This window comes from Streptomyces umbrinus (assembly GCF_030817415.1).
Lineage (GTDB): Bacteria > Actinomycetota > Actinomycetes > Streptomycetales > Streptomycetaceae > Streptomyces > Streptomyces umbrinus_A.
In genome coordinates this window covers 4,634,322-4,649,577 of the sequence record NZ_JAUSZI010000002.1, presented here as the reverse complement: position 1 = coordinate 4,649,577, position 15,256 = coordinate 4,634,322, and the positions used below count along the sequence as shown (strand labels likewise).

The following is a 15,256-nucleotide window of genomic DNA, read 5'->3' as shown; positions in this document are numbered from 1 at the left end:
CCGCGTCGCGGACCGGTCAGCGTTGAGCGTCGCTGCTGCCGTTGCTGTGCTCAGGGCGGCGGGTCCACAAAGACACATCACTGCTCGTCGCGACGGCGATGGTCTCTCCGGAGGGAGAGAATCCGAAGGCTCGAAATTCCGAGTACGTGGAGTGGAAGATGTGCCACCACCGTTCTCCGTGCGGGCCGGAGTGAGGGAGTCCGCCGTCGATCGAGAGCAGCACACGATCGTTGGGCCAGGCCGGGGTGACAACCTCCAGGGTCCAGCCGTCCCCGGTCGTGGTGTGCAACCCTCCGCCGAAGAGCCCTGCGATGTGTACGCGGCTGCCGGCGACCGGTCCCAGTCCGGGGCAGGACAGGTCAGCGACCGCGTCGGGGGTGCTGTCCTCGGGATCGGGGTCGCGGTCCCTGGCGATCTTCTCCCCGGTGACGGCGTCGAAGAGGCCATGACCGTCGCCGGAGACGACCATCACCAGGTCACGGCCGCTCTCGGGGTGCGACGCGAAGCCGATCCCGAGAAGTCCGCCGACAGGGACGCCGTACTCGTACTCGAAGACAGGCCGCCAGGGGTCGGGCGCGGGCATCACAGGGGCGGCGAGGAGCCGGTCCCGCAGGGCCTGTTGATACGCGGAAAGCGTCTGTTCACGAACGGGTTGCTCCGCCGGGTCCGCCTTCTTGAGCCGCTTCATCACCGGTTCACGATCTCGCATTGACGACTACCCTGCACAACCGGGTAGTTGAGAAGATCACGGCATGGCGGCTTCCGGCGAACATCCCCCCGACGGCTGGGCATTCCTCGGGATCGGCGACCCGCTCCTGGTCGTCCATGACGAGCGGCGCGGCCTTCTGGCGGTGGCAGGCACGGATGCGGACGCCGGAACCACGCCGGTCGCGGTCTACCAGAGCCGCTATTTCGCCCGCAGCGCGCTCATCCGCTCACGCTTCCCCGTCCACGCGATGGCCTTCCATCCCAGGCGTCCGCTGCTCGCGGTAGGCACCGGAAGGTACGACGGCGGCTACTTCTTCGAGGGCGAGCTACTACTTCTGCACCTCAAGACGGGCGCGGTCGTCTCTCTCATCGAGCACTGGCTCGGCCGTCAGGTTCTGGGCCTGGAGTGGCTCGACGAACAGTCACTCCGTGTCCTCATGGCACCCCCCGACGACTGGCAGGACGAAGCGGCACACGAGCACGGCCACGTCGCCGTGGCAAACCGGACCGACTGGACCACCGTCCCCGCACAATCGCTCACCGGCCAGGACCTGGCCGGCCCCCGGATCCCCGCCCCGCGCCCGAACCCCCACGACGAAGCGCAACGAGCGGTCGCCACACTGCGATCGGTCTGGGAAGCCCAACGCGCCGCCCCTTCGGAGGATCCCTGAGAGGCATCTCCCTCGGGGACATCGACCTCAACGCGATCGACCTCCACGCGATGGAAGGAGCGGCTCGGTTGCTGATTGAGCCTGTGGATGCTGCTTGGTGAGCCGGGTCAAGCCGCGCTCACAGACCGCATTCGGGGCAGTTGCTTCGGACGCAGCGGGCTCACACCGGCTACATCGACACCTTGTCCCATCGCGTGTCCACGCTCCATGCGGCCTCGCCTGAAGCGAAGTCAGCGAAGATCGTTGCTACTTGGTCCTTCTCGCTCAGTACGCACCGGTAGTGCCGGTCCGGCGAACCATCCCGGTGTTCGACAGCAAATCCGCCTGCGGACAGGCCCGCGTTCGGCCCTTGACCGACCTGGAGGTAGCGGCCCAGCCGCTTCTCCAGAATCAAGAACCAGTTCTCCGAGGACAAACGGCGTACGGCACGTTCGATCACATCAGGGTCCGGGTCCTCGACCTTCAGCCCGACGCACGGCTGAAGACTCAATCCATCTGCCCCGCGCAGCGCGGGCGGGAGGTGAAGCACCTCCGCCTGCGGGTCGAAACAGACCAGTCCATGGCGGCCGGCGAGGGCCACTACCTCGGGCGCCGTCTCACTGGCCCGACTCCACGACATGGGCATGAGCACATGAGCGGCAGAGACATCGAGGCCTGCCGTCCACGGCGACACCGCCACCTGTTGACAGTCGTCCCCGGCAGACGAGAGCTCCGGGAAATCCATGATCAGCGCCTGATGGAACGCAGATACGGCCTCGCTCGCGACGACTCCCGCCCCTGCGAGGTCGCTGCCACACAGCCGCTCATACTTCCCGGCGGCGTCAGAGGCCGAGACCCGCTCGGGCTCGAACCACACCGCAAGATCAAAACTCACGTCTTCCCATCCGCCGCTGCCTGCCTTCGAACGGGACTGAGCCTATGGCGGACCACTGACAACGCCAGCGCCCCTCAACTCGTGCTCACCGCTGCGCTGACCCGTTACTGGGCATCCGACCGGGAGGCTCACGTCAAGCCTCGCTCACAGCCCATCTCAGGGCTTGCACTCCGCGAGGCCAAGCCACGGTCGTGGTGGGAGTGATCGCCGTCACCGCCTGATCCGGTGGGCAGTACTCCACTCCAGCTCTAGCCTGGCCACCGTGAGCGGCAGTGACAGGCTGGCCGAGACATTCGTGGGCTGCGGCCGACCGGGCGAAGGGGATGCCTTTCCCCTCTGTGAGGGCCTACTGGTCGCTCTCAACGAGGAGCGGCGGCACGGCATGTACACCGAGTGTGACTTGGCCGTCCTGGCGAAAGGACTGACACGGTGGAGCTGGCCTTCGCAGGCCGGGTGGTCGAGTGGCGCGGGCCGTCGCCGTACTACTTCGTCCCTGTGCCGGATGAGGAGTCCGCAGACATCCGCGAGGTGGCCGCGATGGCTTCGTACGGCTGGGGGGTGATCCCGGTCGAGGCACGGATCGGCGAAGTCGCCTTCGAGACGTCGCTCTTCCCCAAGGACGGCCGCTACCTGCTGCCGCTCAAGGCCGCCGTACGCAAGCGACAGGGCATCTCGGCAGGGGACGACGTTGCCGTGGAGATCTCCGTCCGCCTCTAGCCCCAAACAGTGAGTGCTGCGGGTGGCAGGCGCTCCTTGGCGTCATCGATCCGGCAGTTCGCACGACCTGTGCTCGCAGGTGCCGCTGCCACCGCTTCCCAGCTGTGGAAAAGAGCTTGAACGCGGCTTGGTGATCCATGTCATGCGGTCGCCCTTCCACGCGGAGGGAAAGCGGTCCTCGCGTACGGAGGGCAGGCCGATTTCGGGGGCGTACGCCTGGTAGCCGGTGATCGTGGATTTCGAGTGGACTGCGCGGATCCGGCGGTGCGGTTCTTCCATGGCCCACAGCGTGGGGCCGGCCGGGTCTGGGCGGCCACCGATTTTCGACCGCATCGGCAACCGGACGGCCGACAGCCGTGTCGCCAGACCCAGTAGCGTCCTCTTGGTGAATCTTCGCCTCATCAACGATGTGCCCGACGGGCTGACCCGAAGAGCTCGGTCCTTTGTCAGTGCGCACGGCGTCAAGGTCGACGTCCGGCCGGTTGCGGAGCACAGGCAGTGGTGGCTTGATCGGGAAATCCCGGCTGCGGTGATCGACCGGATGGTGGCCTATCAAGAGCGGTGGGGCGGCCTGCTCTTGCCGCCCGCATCGCAGTACGACGGAGGACCCAAGTACTTCGATCCCGACTCGCCCGAAGGCTCTCCGTCCGAAGGGTGGTGGTTCGAGGCAGGCATGCAGCGGACCGCAGTCCCGTACTCATTCATGATCGGGCCGGACGGTGAGTTCGGGATCCATGCAGGTCGGTGGACGCCTCTCCACGCGACGGTCGAGGGATGGGTGGAGTCGATAGCGCTGACGTACCACGCGTCCATGTGGGCGAAGCACATCACGAAAGCCACTGGCGATGACATCGATCGCATCGCGCTGGACACCTACGAGCCGGGGCAAGAGGTTGAGGGGTTGGCCGACACCTGGTGGCGGGGAGGGGACTCGTTGGTGGCGATCTATTCCGGGGAGGCTGGAAGTCTCTCCTTCCCCAGCGGGCGCACAGCGCTCATCTACTCCGGCCTTGACGAGTGGGGCCTGCATGGGGGAGTCGGGCCGTAGCACCGTCTGATGTGCCAGTGCCAGTGCCACGGCCGTCCGCTCGACGTATCAGGGCTCGCGCCACCGGCTACTTCTGCCTTCGGCGCCGGCGCGATGCCCGTCGTGCAAGACGCCCCCAGTTCGTCCCGAACGGGGTGCTTGGCTTGCCCCCGCCTCGCCGCGTCTGCGATGCCGTGTGCCCCGGCAGCGACGGCCGGTTGGGCGGGTACGGAATCGCCCGGAACCCTCGCGCGTTGAGGACAGTGGGTAAGGGATGCCGGTGGTGTGCGAGCCGATGACCCCGAGTGACCGAGCTGACAGATACAGACATTGGAAGGGGCCGTGATGGCTGCGCAGACGCAGAGGGCCGTACTGGCGGGCGGATGCTTCTGGGGGATGGAGGAGCTGATCCGCCGACTCCCGGGCGTGACGGCGACCCGGGTGGGCTACACCGGGGGTGACGTGCCGAACGCGACGTACCGTAACCACGGCACGCACGCGGAGGCCATCGAGATCCTTTTCGACCCCGAGAAGACCGACTACCGCGCGCTCCTGGAGTTCTTCTTCCAGATCCACGACCCGAGCACCAAGAACCGCCAGGGCAACGACATCGGCCTCAGCTACCGCTCGGCGATCTACTACGTGGACGACGAGCAGAAGCGGGTCGCCGAGGACACGATCGCGGACGTGGACGCCTCCGGGCTGTGGCCGGACAAGGTCGTCACCGAGGTGGAGCCGGTCGGCCCCTTCTGGGAGGCCGAGCCCGAGCACCAGGACTACCTGCAGCGTTACCCGGACGGCTACACCTGCCACTTCCCCCGCCCGGGCTGGCGTCTGCCTGCCCGCACGGAGGGCTGACCGCAAGGCGGCCCGGCGGAAGGCGGAGGCCCCACTGGCCGAGGCTCCGTAGCCGGGCCCCGCTTTCCCCTCCGGGGCCGCGGGGCACCTGCTTCCCCTTCGGGGCGGCAGGTGCCCTGCCGTGCACGAAGGGCGCTGCGCTGAAGGCTCCCCGTGACCGGCCGGTCAGAGATCGGCGGGGTGGCTGGAGAGCCAGCCGATCCGCCTTCGCGACACCGGCCTGGCAGCACGCGCCGGCGTGGCGCCTGCCCGGGCAGTACCCGTTCAGGACTCTGCCGCTCGAAAGATACGGCTGGTGGCCGCCGCCGTCTGCGATATTCCCCGGGTCCACAAGACCAGAGACGGTCGGCCCGCTCAGTGCGGCAGCGTCGCCGGGCTCCCTCCGTTTGCCTCGTAGCCGCCCACTGCCAGGGCGCGGTACACGGCGTAGTCCGCTGCCGGGTCGGATGTCAGGGTCCAGGGGAGGGCTCCCACGTGGCCGTCGACGTGGACCAGCTGGGTCATTGCCTCCGACCAGCGTTCGCCGCGGACCAGGAAGCAGACCAGGAGGTGGCGGACGTGGGCGAGCATCGGGTCGTCGGGGCGGGCCGAGTGGACCGCGTAGAGGGCGCCGTGGACCGCCTTGGTCACGACCTCGCTCTGGTAGAAGCTGCTGACCAGGTTCACCTCGGGCAGGTGCTCGAACACTGCGAAGAGGGGCATCGCGGCCAGGAGCGAGCCCTGGGGCGCCCGGGCCGCCGCCGCCTCCGCGAAGGAGTACGCCACCTCGCGCGAACCGTGCCACTTCTCGCACCAGTAGTGCAGCGCCGCCAGATGCGCCCCCATGTGCGCGGGTGCGCGGTCCAGGATCTTCAGCCAGACCTTCTCGAACTCCGCCTGGGGGTAGGCGAGTCCGCGGCCCACGGAGAGCTCGATGACGTACGGGATCGGGTCGCCCGGAGACAGCAGCGCGGCCTCGCCGCAGGCCGCTCTCGCCTCCTCCATGATGATCCGGAACTCGTCCGTCCCCGGCGACGACGTACGCCACGCCTGCTGCACCAGGAACTCCGCGTGCACCGCGGCGCCGCCCGCGTCCTTGGGATTCTCGGCCCGCCACACCCGCAGCCACTGCCCGCCGGGGGAGTCGCTCACCCCGCCGGGGCGCTGCTGCAGCTCCAGCGACGCGGCGCCCGCGAAGGCCTGCACGCGCTGCCAGCGCCGCTCGCCCTCGATCTCGGTGCCGGCCAGGAGCTGCGACGCCGCCCGGTAGTCCTGGGTGCGCTGCACGAGGTCCAGGACCTCCAGCAGGTCCTGGTCGGGGCCGGGCATGCGGATGTCCAGCTCCTCCTGGCGAAGGAAGCCGTAGTTCGCCGGGTCGGCCGCGTCCGGGTCGCCCGGAGCGACCTGTTGGATACCACCGGCACGCCTGCGCAGAAGGTACGGCCAGAGGATGAGGCTCACCATGAGCATCGCCATCAGGACCCAGAGAATCTCCATGCCTCAAGCGAACCAGACTCGTCCGACAATTGGCGAACCTGGTCACCACTCCTGTGGAAAACGGTCGGCGCCTCCTGTGGAAAAACCCGGACGCATCCTGGTCCCAGGCCCGCACAAGGCCCGTACCAAGCCCGCCCTGCCCGCGCCCCCGCCCCGTACTCCCGCCCCGTACTCCCGCCCCCCACCGGCGCCCCATGCCGTCACTTTCCCCGCGGGCGCATTACCCTCGGTGCCCATGAGCGACAGGCACATCAGCCAGCACTTCGAAACCGTGGCGATCCACGCGGGCAACACCGCCGATCCCCTCACCGGCGCGGTCGTCCCGCCGATCTACCAGGTTTCGACCTACAAGCAGGACGGCGTCGGCGGTCTGCGCGGCGGCTACGAGTACAGCCGCAGCGCCAACCCCACCAGGACCGCCCTGGAGGAGAACCTCGCCGCCCTGGAGGGCGGGCGCCGCGGGCTCGCGTTCGCGTCCGGACTGGCGGCCGAGGACTGCCTGTTGCGTACGCTGCTCAGCCCGGGCGACCACGTGGTCATCCCCAATGACGCGTACGGCGGTACGTTCCGTCTCTTCGCGAAGGTCGTCTCCCGGTGGGGCGTGGAGTGGTCGGTCGCCGACACCAGCGACCCCGCGGCCGTACGGGCCGCCATCACCCCCAAGACCAAGGCCGTCTGGGTGGAGACACCCTCCAACCCCCTCCTCGGCATCACCGACATCGCCGCGCTCTCGCAGGTCGCGCGTGAGGCCGGCGCGAAGCTGGTCGTCGACAACACCTTCGCCAGCCCTTACCTCCAGCAGCCGCTCGCGCTCGGCGCGGACGTCGTCGTGCACTCGCTGACCAAGTACATGGGCGGCCACTCGGACGTCGTCGGCGGCGCGCTCGTGGTCGCCGACCAGGCGCTCGGCGAGGAGCTCGCCTACCACCAGAACGCGATGGGCGCGGTCGCCGGGCCCATGGACGCCTGGCTGGTGCTGCGCGGCATCAAGACGCTCGCCGTCCGCATGGACCGGCACAGCGAGAACGCCACGCAGGTCGCGGAGATGCTCACCCGGCACGCGCGCGTGACGCGCGTTCTGTACCCGGGCCTCCCGGAGCACCCCGGTCACGAGATCGCCGCCAAGCAGATGAAGTCGTTCGGCGGCATGGTCTCCTTCCAGGTCGAGGGCGGCGAGGAGGCGGCCGTCGAGGTCTGCAACCGCGCCAAGGTGTTCACGCTCGGCGAGTCGCTGGGCGGCGTCGAGTCCCTGATCGAGCACCCGGGACGCATGACGCACGCGTCCGTGGCCGGGTCCCTCCTGGAGGTCCCCGCCGATCTCGTACGCCTCTCCGTAGGCATCGAAAACATCGACGACCTCCTCCAGGACCTCAAGCAGGCCCTGGGCTAGTCACCGACGGGCTCACCGACCGGGCAACGGGACACCCCCGGCAACGGGTCACCCCCGGCAACGGGTCACCCCCGGCAACGGGCTCACCGGCCGCCACTGGGCTCACCAACCGGTCAGCGGTGGAGTCGTCTCCGACGGCGGCTCCACCCACGGCTGGGTCAGCGACGCCCACACCACGAAGGCCACGACCGCCGCGAACAGCAGCAGCCAGAACAGCCGCCTCGCCGCCCTCCTGCGGCGCAGCATCCGCCCGCCCCGGCGCAGCGCCTCCCCGTACAGATCGGGCGGTACGGACGGCTGCGGCTCCTCCAGGATCCGGCGGACGTCCGCCTCCCTGCGGCTCATCGAGCTCATGACGGGGCCACCTTCGCGATCACCGGAGCGGCCTCCCGCGGCGGGTGCAGCAGCGTCGCCATGGCCCGCGCGCAGATGGCCCGTACGCGCTCCGTGGGCAGCCCCAGCAGCGCCGCGGCCTGCTCCTCGGCGACGCCCTCGTACAGGCGCAGCACGAGGATCAGGCGCTCCTGTGGAGTGAGGCAGTACAGGACGCTGTCGAGTTTCCGGTGGCTCCGGGGGTGCGCCCAGCCCAGGCCGCCGTACTCATGCCACGCCCCGCGCGCGAAGCGCACGGCAAGCTGCTGCCGGGTCCGGTCGTACGGGTCCTCGCCGCGCAGCCGGTCCCAGGAGGCGTACGTATGGGCGAGGGCGGCCGTGAGCAGGCGCCGCGCGCGCGGGTTGTCGTCCGGGGGCTCAGCCGTGAGCAGTGTGGCGGCATGCAGCAGCCGCCCTGCCGCGCCCGCGACGAACGCCTCGAACTCCCGGGCCCGGCGGGCGTTCTGGGACGCCTGCCGCTCTCGCACCGCGCCTCCCGGCTGAGGGAAACCGGGCCCTTAAGACGTACGCCGAGGACAGCCGCGTACGACAGGACCCGGTCTCATATGAGGCCAGGCGCGGGTCCCTGGTCAAGAGGCCGGGGCCGATGCGGTGCGCGAGGGGTGTTTCAGGAGGGCTCCGGTGCCTCCGCGGAGGGGGATGCGGCCATGCGGGCGGAGAGCGCGAGGTTGAACCGGGTGAGCAGTGTGCAGAAGGCCTCGCGCTCCTCGGGGGCCCACTCCTGGGTCAGCTCTGCCATCAACTGGCGCCTTGAGGACCGCACTTCCTCCAGGCGGGAGAGCCCGCGCGGCGACAGCTGGAGCACCACGGCACGTCCGTCCTCCGGGTGGGAGGTGCGCTTGACGAGCCCGGTGTCGACGAGCGGGGCGACCTGCCGGGTGACCGTCGACGAGTCGATGCCCATGCTCGCGGCGAGTGCCTTGACGCCCATCGGCCCCTCCTTGTCGAGGCGGTTGAGCAGCAGGTATGCGGCACGGTCCATGGAGTTGCGCACCTGGCCGACCCCGCCGAGCCGGGTCTGTTCGGCACGGCGGGCGAACACCGCCACCTCGTGTTGCAGCGATTCGAGAAGACCGGTGTCACCGACGGTCGTCATGTCCATCGACATTTCAGGTGTTGTGGGCATGGCCGGAGGCTCTATTCATGCGTGGGGCTGGGTTGGGGGACAGAGTACGCGGACGAGGGGCGGGCCGTACCTGCGCTGAGCAAACCAGTCTCGGACGTTGGTCACAGCCGGTGTGGCGCCACGTGAACTGCGAGACTGGTGGTCATGAGCTACCGCACGGCTGACTCCTTGCCGCTGGTGACCCTCGACGATGTACGCGGCGCCCAGAAGATGCTCGCGGGCGTGGCGCGGATGACCGCCATGGAGGGCAGCAGGCACCTGTCCCGGCTGGTGGGCGCGCCGGTCCACTTCAAATGCGAGAACCTCCAGCGGACGGGTTCGTTCAAACTGCGCGGCGCGTACGTGCGGATCGCCGGGCTGCTTCCCGAGGAGCGGGCCGCGGGCGTGGTCGCGGCGAGCGCGGGGAACCACGCGCAGGGCGTCGCCCTCGCCTCTTCCCTGCTGGGTGTGCGCTCCACGGTGTTCATGCCCAAGGGCGCCCCGCTGCCGAAGGTCGCGGCGACCCGGCACTACGGCGCCGAGGTGCGCGCGCACGGCACGGTGGTGGACGAGACGCTGGCCGCCGCCCAGGAGTACGCGGCCGAGACGGGCGCCGTCTTCATCCACCCCTTCGACCATCCCGACATCATCGCCGGTCAGGGCACCGTCGGCCTGGAGATCCTGGAGCAGTGCCCCGAGGTGCGCACGATCGTCGTCGGGATCGGCGGCGGCGGTCTCGCCGCGGGCATCGCGGTCGCCGTGAAGGCGCTGCGGCCGGACGTACGGATCGTGGGGGTGCAGGCGGCGGGCGCGGCCGCGTACCCGCCCTCGCTGGCGGCCGGGCGCCCGCTGTCCATCGAGAACCCCGCGACGATGGCCGACGGCATCAAGGTCGGGCGGCCCGGCGACGTGCCGTTCGGGATCATCGGCGACCTGGTGGACGAGGTCCGTACGGTCTCCGAGAACGATCTGTCCAGCGCGCTGCTGCTCTGCCTGGAGCGGGCCAAGCTGGTCGTCGAGCCGGCCGGCGCGAGTCCCGTCGCGGCGCTGCTGAGCGAGCCGGAGGCCTTCGAGGGCCCGGTCGTGGCGCTGCTGTCCGGCGGGAACGTGGACCCGCTGCTGATGCAGCGCATCCTGCGCCACGGCATGGCCGCGGGCGGCCGCTACCTGGCGGTCACGCTGCGGCTGACCGATCGTCCCGGGGCTCTGGCCACACTTCTCGGGGTGTTGTCAGTGGTGGACGCTAACGTCCTCGATGTGAGCCACGTACGGACCGACCCACGGCTCGGGCTCACGGAGGTGGAGGTCGAGCTGCACCTGGAGACCAAGGGACCGGAGCACTGTGCCGAGGTGAACTCCGCGCTGCGGAAGGCGGGTTACACGGTCATCGACTGAGGTCGGGTCGGTGTTCGCTCCGGTTGGAAAATTCCATTGAGAAACGCGATACATCGCGTTATGGTGCGTCTCTGGTCACAGATCCGCCTCGTCGCCGACCCGCTCGTCGGACGTGGCAAACCTGAGAAAAATAGCCTCTTTCCGCAGGATCCCCAACCACTTTTCGGAGACTCATATGCCAGGCGCCATCTACGCCGAAGGCCTGGTGAAGACCTTCGGCGACGTAAGGGCTCTGGACGGCGTCGACCTCGATGTCCCGGAGGGCACCGTCCTCGGCCTGCTCGGGCCGAACGGCGCGGGAAAGACCACCACGGTCCGCTGCCTCACCACCCTGCTCCGGCCCGACAGCGGCAAGGCCGTCGTCGCAGGCATCGACGTGCTGAAGCAGCCGAACGAGGTGCGGCGCTCGATCGGCCTGTCCGGCCAGTTCGCCGCGGTCGACGAATACCTGACGGGCCGCGAGAACCTCCACATGGTCGGCCAGCTCTACCAGATGCGGGCGAAGCAGGCGAAGGTCCGCGCGGTCGAGCTCCTTGAGCAGTTCCACCTCACGGACGCCGCCGACCGCCCCGCCAAGACGTACTCCGGCGGTATGCGCCGCCGGCTCGACCTCGCGGCGGCGCTCGTCGTCTCGCCGCCGGTCATGTTCATGGACGAGCCGACGACCGGCCTCGACCCGCGCAACCGCCAGCAGTTGTGGGAGGTCATCAAGGACCTGGTCTCGGGCGGTACGACACTGCTGCTCACCACCCAGTACCTCGAAGAGGCCGACCACCTCGCGCACGAGATCGCCGTGGTCGACCACGGCCGCGTCATCGCCCGGGGAACCGCCGACCAGCTCAAGGCCCGCACCGGCGGCGAGCGAGTCGAGGTCGTCGTGCACGAGCGCGAGCACATCGAGACGGCGTCCGAGGTGCTGCGCGGCTTCGGCAAGGGCGACACCACCGTCGAGCAGCACACCCGCAAGCTGACCGTCCCCGTCACCGGTGGCGCGAAGCTCCTCGCGGAGGTCATCCGCGAGCTGGACACCCGCGGCATCGAGATCGACGACATCGGTCTGCGCCGCCCCACCCTCGACGACGTCTTCCTCTCGCTGACAGGCCACCACGCCGAGGCGGAGGAGCAGGAGAACGGCACGGACGAGGACGCCAAGGGCCGCAAGGACAAGAAGGAGGCCGCCAAGTGAGCGCCGTCACCGACGCCGTGCGGACCGCTGCCCCGGGAGGCTCGTTCGGCCAGTCCGTCCGGGACTCCCTGGTCGTGGCCAAGCGGAATCTGATCCGCATGACCCGTATCCCCGAAATGATCCTGTTCGGGCTGATCCAGCCAGTGATGTTCGTGGTGCTGTTCACGTACGTCTTCGGCGGCTCGATGCAGATCGGCGACACCACCAACCCGGACGTCTACAAGAACTTCCTGATGGCCGGCATCTTCGCGCAGACCGTCACCTTCGCCACCGCGGGCGCCGGTGCGGGCATCGCGGACGACATGCACAAGGGCCTCATCGACCGGTTCCGCTCGCTGCCCATGGCGCGTGGCGCGGTACTGACCGGCCGCACCGTCGCGGACCTCGTCCAGACGGCCCTGACGCTGCTCGTCCTCGCGATGGTCGCGCTGCTCGTGGGCTGGCGTCCCGGCTCCATGGAGCCGACCAACTTCGGGAAGATCATGGGCGGCTTCGGCCTGCTCCTGCTGCTCGGGTACGCGTTCACCTGGATCGGCGCGCTGATCGGCCTGTCCGTGCGCACACCGGAGGCGGCGACCTCGGGTGGTCTGATCTGGCTCTTTCCGGTGACGTTCCTGTCCAACGCGTTCGTGGACTCCAGCAAGATGACGCCCTGGCTGCGCCACATCGCCGACTGGAACCCGTTCAGCGCGACCGTTCAGGCCTGCCGCAAGCTCTTCGGCGACCCCGGCCTGTCCACGTCCGGCGCCTGGCCCATGCAGCACCCGGTCTGGGCCTCGCTCATCTACTCGATCCTGATCGTCGTCATCTTCCGGACGCTGGCGGTGCGGAAGTACCGCTCGGCGGCTGCCTGAGACGCGGCGGGCCCGCCCGGAGCATGAACATGGTGAGCCCCCGGAGCACGAACATGGTGAAGCCCCCGGACCATGGGCACCGGGGGCTTCACCAGGGGCGACGCGCTGGAAGGGTCGCGAGGCGCAGCCAGTGCGCGACGCGACGCGGGAGGAACTACGCGGCGTACGGCTTGGCCTCCAGGATCGTCACCGAGGCCAGCTTGCCGTTCGGCAGTTCGTACTCGGCGTCCTGGCCGATCTTCTTCCCGTTCACGCCGGAGCCCAGCGGGGACTGCGGCGAGTACGTCTCGATGCTCGCGCTCGCGTACTCACGCGAGGCGAGCAGGAACGTGAGCGTGTCGTCCTTGTCGCCGTCGAAGGCGATGGTCACGACCATGCCGGGCGCGACCGCGCCGTCGGCCGCCGGGGCCTCGCCGACCTTGGCGTTCTCCAGGAGCTGGGTCAGCTGGCGCACACGGAGCTCCTGCTTGCCCTGCTCCTCCTTGGCCGCGTGGTACCCGCCGTTCTCGCGCAGATCGCCCTCCTCGCGCGCAGCCGCGATCTTGGCGGCGATCTCCGTGCGCGCAGGACCAGACAGGTGATCCAGCTCGGCCTTGAGCTGGTTGTACGCCTCCTGGGTCAGCCAGGTGACGTTCTCGCTGGTCTGGGTCACAGGTGCTCCTCGTAGGTACTGGGAATACAAAGCATCGCCCTACCCAGAAGAATGTTCCTTCACGGGTGGGCGAAACCACGAGCCTAACAATTCACGGACCAAAGGGGGAGGACATAAGCCATCAGACATACGTCAACGCAGGTCAGCGGCTAGTTGTCCAGGGTGACATCCGTCAGCCGCGGGACGGGACTCAGTCCGCGTGGCAGCCGAGCAGTTCCGCGGTCGTGCCGGGGGCCGTCGTGCGGAGGGTGACGACCTTGTCGATGCGGGTGGAGTCCTGGTCGAAGCGGAAGTCCGCGCGGCCCACCTCGGCGCCGCTCTCGGCCTGTGAGCGGATCGTGCAGTAGCCGCTCGCGTCCGCGTCCTTGCGGACCTCCAGGTGCACCTTGACCGAGGTGTCCGCGAGGTCGTAGGTGATGATCTCGGCGCTGATCTTGTTGCCGCCGACGTAGTAGTACGCGAAATAGCCGACCAGGGCGAGCAGGGCCGCCCCCAGCACCGCACCGATGATCCTGAGCCTGCGGTCGGCGCGTCCGTCCGTGGAGCGGCCGTACCGGCCCTCGGGCAGCTGCACCGTACTCATGATCGTCCTCTCCGGGGCGAGCGGGCGGGGTTCGGGGCCCGGAATTATTAGCCCCCCGATTCGGTCACTATAGAAGCGCCGATCGCGCCGTTTCACACAGGGGCGCCGACTTACGAGGATTGAGTCTTGACTGACCAGCTGCGACTGATGGCCGTCCACGCCCACCCCGACGACGAGTCGTCGAAGGGCGCGGCCACCATGGCGAAGTACGTGTCCGAGGGGGTGGACGTGCTGGTCGTGACCTGCACGGGCGGGGAGCGCGGCTCCATCCTCAATCCGAAGCTTCAGGGGGACAAGTACGTCGAGGAGCACATCCACGAGGTACGCAAGAAGGAGATGGACGAGGCCCGCGAGATCCTCGGCGTCAAGCAGGAGTGGCTCGGCTTCGTGGACTCGGGCCTGCCCGAGGGCGACCCGCTGCCGCCGCTGCCCGAGGGCTGCTTCGCCCTGGAGGACGTCGACAAGGCGGCCGGCGAGCTGGTCCGCAAGATCCGCGCCTTCCGTCCGCAGGTGATCACCACCTACGACGAGAACGGCGGGTATCCGCACCCGGACCACATCATGACCCACAAGATCTCGATGGTGGCGTTCGAGGGCGCGGCGGACACCGAGAAGTACCCGGAGTCGGAGTTCGGCCCGGTCTTCCAGCCGCAGAAGCTCTACTACAACCAGGGCTTCAACCGCCCGCGCACCGAGGCGCTGCACAACGCGATGCTGGAGCGCGGCCTGGAGTCTCCGTACGGGGACTGGCTGAAGCGCTGGGACGAGTTCGAGCGCACCGAGCGGATCCTGACGACGCACGTCCCGTGCGCCGACTTCTACGAGATCCGCGACAAGGCCCTCATCGCCCACGCCACGCAGATCGACCCCGACGGCGGCTGGTTCCGGATCCCGATGGACCTCCAGCGGAAGGTCTGGCCGACGGAGGAGTACGAGCTCGCGAAGTCCCTCGTCGATACCTCCCTCCCCGAGGACGACCTCTTCGCGGGCATCCGCGACAATGCCTGACATGAGCGCAAGCCTGGCACTGACACACCTCGTCCCCCTCGCCAAGGAGGTCGACGAGAACAAGGTCACCCCCGGTGTCCTCGGCTTCATCGTCTTCGCGGTGATGGCCCTGGCCGTGTGGGGGCTGATGAAGTCCATGAACCGGCAGCTGGGAAGGGTCGACTTCACGGAGGAGGCGGACCCGAAGGCGGCCGCCTCCGAGCCGGAACCGGCCGGTCCGGCGGGTTCCGGGGGGAAGACCTCGCCCGCCAAGGGCTGAGGCCGACCGGGCCCGCATCGGGCCGAGGCCCTGATGCGGTGACATGCCACAGACGTCACCGCGTCAGGACCCTGCGTGTGCCTGCGTGCCTCACACCCGG

19 protein-coding genes are annotated in these 15,256 nt (G+C 69.0%); 10 read left to right on the top strand and 9 right to left on the bottom strand.

All coding sequences use genetic code 11. The features are described 5' to 3' along the window. Positions 1–16: 16 nt before the first annotated feature. On the bottom strand, positions 17–688 hold the full coding sequence (locus QF035_RS20280) for a hypothetical protein (protein ID WP_307531250.1): 672 nt from the start codon (positions 686–688) through the stop codon (positions 17–19). Between the two features lie 64 nt (positions 689–752). Between QF035_RS20280 and QF035_RS20275 the strand changes: the two genes are divergently transcribed. After that, on the top strand, positions 753–1,379 hold the full coding sequence (locus tag QF035_RS20275) for a hypothetical protein (protein ID WP_307521844.1): 627 nt from the start codon (positions 753–755) through the stop codon (positions 1,377–1,379). 169 nt (positions 1,380–1,548) lie between these two features. Here the strand turns inward: QF035_RS20275 and QF035_RS20270 are convergent, their stop codons facing one another. Next, entirely contained in the window at positions 1,549–2,235 is a 687-nt protein-coding gene (locus QF035_RS20270) for a hypothetical protein (protein WP_307521843.1), read from the bottom strand. Positions 2,236–2,682: 447 nt separating this feature from the next. Between QF035_RS20270 and QF035_RS20265 the strand changes: the two genes are divergently transcribed. Continuing rightward, positions 2,683–2,970, top strand: coding sequence for a DUF1905 domain-containing protein (locus tag QF035_RS20265; RefSeq protein ID WP_307521841.1), 288 nt, complete (start codon positions 2,683–2,685; stop codon positions 2,968–2,970). A 42-nt stretch (positions 2,971–3,012) separates the two neighbouring features. Here the strand turns inward: QF035_RS20265 and QF035_RS20260 are convergent, their stop codons facing one another. Continuing rightward, complete coding sequence (locus tag QF035_RS20260) at positions 3,013–3,249, bottom strand: DUF4291 family protein (protein ID WP_373466688.1); 237 nt, start codon at positions 3,247–3,249, stop codon at positions 3,013–3,015. Between the two features lie 106 nt (positions 3,250–3,355). Here QF035_RS20260 and QF035_RS20255 point away from each other — a divergent pair, with 106 nt between their 5' ends. Together QF035_RS20255 and msrA are read left to right on the top strand one after the other, a co-directional pair. Beyond that, positions 3,356–4,018: a hypothetical protein gene (locus QF035_RS20255; protein WP_373466963.1), complete on the top strand. Its 663-nt coding sequence runs from the start codon at positions 3,356–3,358 to the stop codon at positions 4,016–4,018. Positions 4,019–4,342: 324 nt separating this feature from the next. After that, entirely contained in the window at positions 4,343–4,855 is a 513-nt protein-coding gene (msrA, locus tag QF035_RS20250; RefSeq protein ID WP_269652665.1) for a peptide-methionine (S)-S-oxide reductase MsrA, read from the top strand. A gap of 354 nt (positions 4,856–5,209) precedes the next feature. Here msrA and QF035_RS20245 read toward each other — a convergent pair whose 3' ends face one another. Further along, positions 5,210–6,331 (bottom strand): hypothetical protein, encoded by a 1,122-nt coding sequence (locus tag QF035_RS20245; RefSeq protein WP_307521839.1) that lies wholly within the window; start codon positions 6,329–6,331, stop codon positions 5,210–5,212. A gap of 235 nt (positions 6,332–6,566) precedes the next feature. On the opposite strand from QF035_RS20245, the gene QF035_RS20240 reads away from it, so the two are divergent. Next, on the top strand, positions 6,567–7,721 hold the full coding sequence (locus QF035_RS20240) for a cystathionine gamma-synthase (RefSeq protein ID WP_055614169.1): 1,155 nt from the start codon (positions 6,567–6,569) through the stop codon (positions 7,719–7,721). Between the two features lie 102 nt (positions 7,722–7,823). On the opposite strand, the gene QF035_RS20235 is transcribed toward QF035_RS20240, so the two are convergent. From QF035_RS20235 to QF035_RS20225, 3 genes are all read right to left on the bottom strand, one after another. Then, positions 7,824–8,075, bottom strand: coding sequence for a hypothetical protein (locus QF035_RS20235; protein ID WP_373466687.1), 252 nt, complete (start codon positions 8,073–8,075; stop codon positions 7,824–7,826). Beyond that, entirely contained in the window at positions 8,072–8,581 is a 510-nt protein-coding gene (locus QF035_RS20230) for a sigma factor-like helix-turn-helix DNA-binding protein (RefSeq protein WP_307521838.1), read from the bottom strand. The genes QF035_RS20235 and QF035_RS20230 overlap by 4 nt, the downstream gene beginning before the upstream one ends. Positions 8,582–8,721: 140 nt before the next feature. Further along, positions 8,722–9,222 (bottom strand): MarR family winged helix-turn-helix transcriptional regulator, encoded by a 501-nt coding sequence (locus QF035_RS20225; RefSeq protein WP_189838420.1) that lies wholly within the window; start codon positions 9,220–9,222, stop codon positions 8,722–8,724. 162 nt (positions 9,223–9,384) lie between these two features. Here QF035_RS20225 and ilvA point away from each other — a divergent pair, with 162 nt between their 5' ends. The 3 genes from ilvA (at position 9,385) to QF035_RS20210 (ending at position 12,654) form a co-directional block, all read left to right on the top strand. Next, the gene (gene ilvA / locus QF035_RS20220) at positions 9,385–10,614 is read left to right on the top strand and encodes a threonine ammonia-lyase (protein WP_307521837.1); all 1,230 of its coding nucleotides are present in this window, start codon (positions 9,385–9,387) and stop codon (positions 10,612–10,614) included. Positions 10,615–10,789: 175 nt separating this feature from the next. Beyond that, the gene (locus QF035_RS20215; protein WP_307521836.1) at positions 10,790–11,800 is read left to right on the top strand and encodes an ATP-binding cassette domain-containing protein; all 1,011 of its coding nucleotides are present in this window, start codon (positions 10,790–10,792) and stop codon (positions 11,798–11,800) included. Further along, positions 11,797–12,654: an ABC transporter permease gene (locus QF035_RS20210; RefSeq protein WP_055614166.1), complete on the top strand. Its 858-nt coding sequence runs from the start codon at positions 11,797–11,799 to the stop codon at positions 12,652–12,654. The genes QF035_RS20215 and QF035_RS20210 overlap by 4 nt, the downstream gene beginning before the upstream one ends. A gap of 154 nt (positions 12,655–12,808) precedes the next feature. Here the strand turns inward: QF035_RS20210 and greA are convergent, their stop codons facing one another. Further along, entirely contained in the window at positions 12,809–13,306 is a 498-nt protein-coding gene (greA, locus tag QF035_RS20205; RefSeq protein WP_307521834.1) for a transcription elongation factor GreA, read from the bottom strand. 190 nt (positions 13,307–13,496) lie between these two features. Then, a complete protein-coding gene (locus QF035_RS20200; protein WP_307521833.1) occupies positions 13,497–13,889 on the bottom strand; it encodes a DUF4307 domain-containing protein in 393 nt (130 codons plus the stop codon). A gap of 126 nt (positions 13,890–14,015) precedes the next feature. On the opposite strand from QF035_RS20200, the gene mca reads away from it, so the two are divergent. Beyond that, entirely contained in the window at positions 14,016–14,897 is an 882-nt protein-coding gene (gene mca / locus QF035_RS20195; protein WP_307521832.1) for a mycothiol conjugate amidase Mca, read from the top strand. Continuing rightward, positions 14,890–15,156, top strand: coding sequence for a hypothetical protein (locus QF035_RS20190; protein WP_307521831.1), 267 nt, complete (start codon positions 14,890–14,892; stop codon positions 15,154–15,156). The genes mca and QF035_RS20190 overlap by 8 nt, the downstream gene beginning before the upstream one ends. The last annotated feature ends 100 nt before the right edge of the window (positions 15,157–15,256 follow it).

Coding starts and splice junctions, on each gene's coding strand:
- QF035_RS20235 (WP_373466687.1), bottom strand. CDS start 8,075: ATGAGCTCGATGAGCCGCAGGGAGGCGGACGTCCGCCGGATCCTGGAG.
- QF035_RS20275 (WP_307521844.1), top strand. CDS start 753: ATGGCGGCTTCCGGCGAACATCCCCCCGACGGCTGGGCATTCCTCGGG.
- QF035_RS20200 (WP_307521833.1), bottom strand. CDS start 13,889: ATGAGTACGGTGCAGCTGCCCGAGGGCCGGTACGGCCGCTCCACGGAC.
- QF035_RS20215 (WP_307521836.1), top strand. CDS start 10,790: ATGCCAGGCGCCATCTACGCCGAAGGCCTGGTGAAGACCTTCGGCGAC.
- QF035_RS20245 (WP_307521839.1), bottom strand. CDS start 6,331: ATGGAGATTCTCTGGGTCCTGATGGCGATGCTCATGGTGAGCCTCATC.
- msrA (WP_269652665.1), top strand. CDS start 4,343: ATGGCTGCGCAGACGCAGAGGGCCGTACTGGCGGGCGGATGCTTCTGG.
- QF035_RS20190 (WP_307521831.1), top strand. CDS start 14,890: ATGCCTGACATGAGCGCAAGCCTGGCACTGACACACCTCGTCCCCCTC.
- QF035_RS20260 (WP_373466688.1), bottom strand. CDS start 3,249: ATGGAAGAACCGCACCGCCGGATCCGCGCAGTCCACTCGAAATCCACG.
- QF035_RS20240 (WP_055614169.1), top strand. CDS start 6,567: ATGAGCGACAGGCACATCAGCCAGCACTTCGAAACCGTGGCGATCCAC.
- QF035_RS20225 (WP_189838420.1), bottom strand. CDS start 9,222: ATGTCGATGGACATGACGACCGTCGGTGACACCGGTCTTCTCGAATCG.
- ilvA (WP_307521837.1), top strand. CDS start 9,385: ATGAGCTACCGCACGGCTGACTCCTTGCCGCTGGTGACCCTCGACGAT.
- QF035_RS20280 (WP_307531250.1), bottom strand. CDS start 688: ATGAAGCGGCTCAAGAAGGCGGACCCGGCGGAGCAACCCGTTCGTGAA.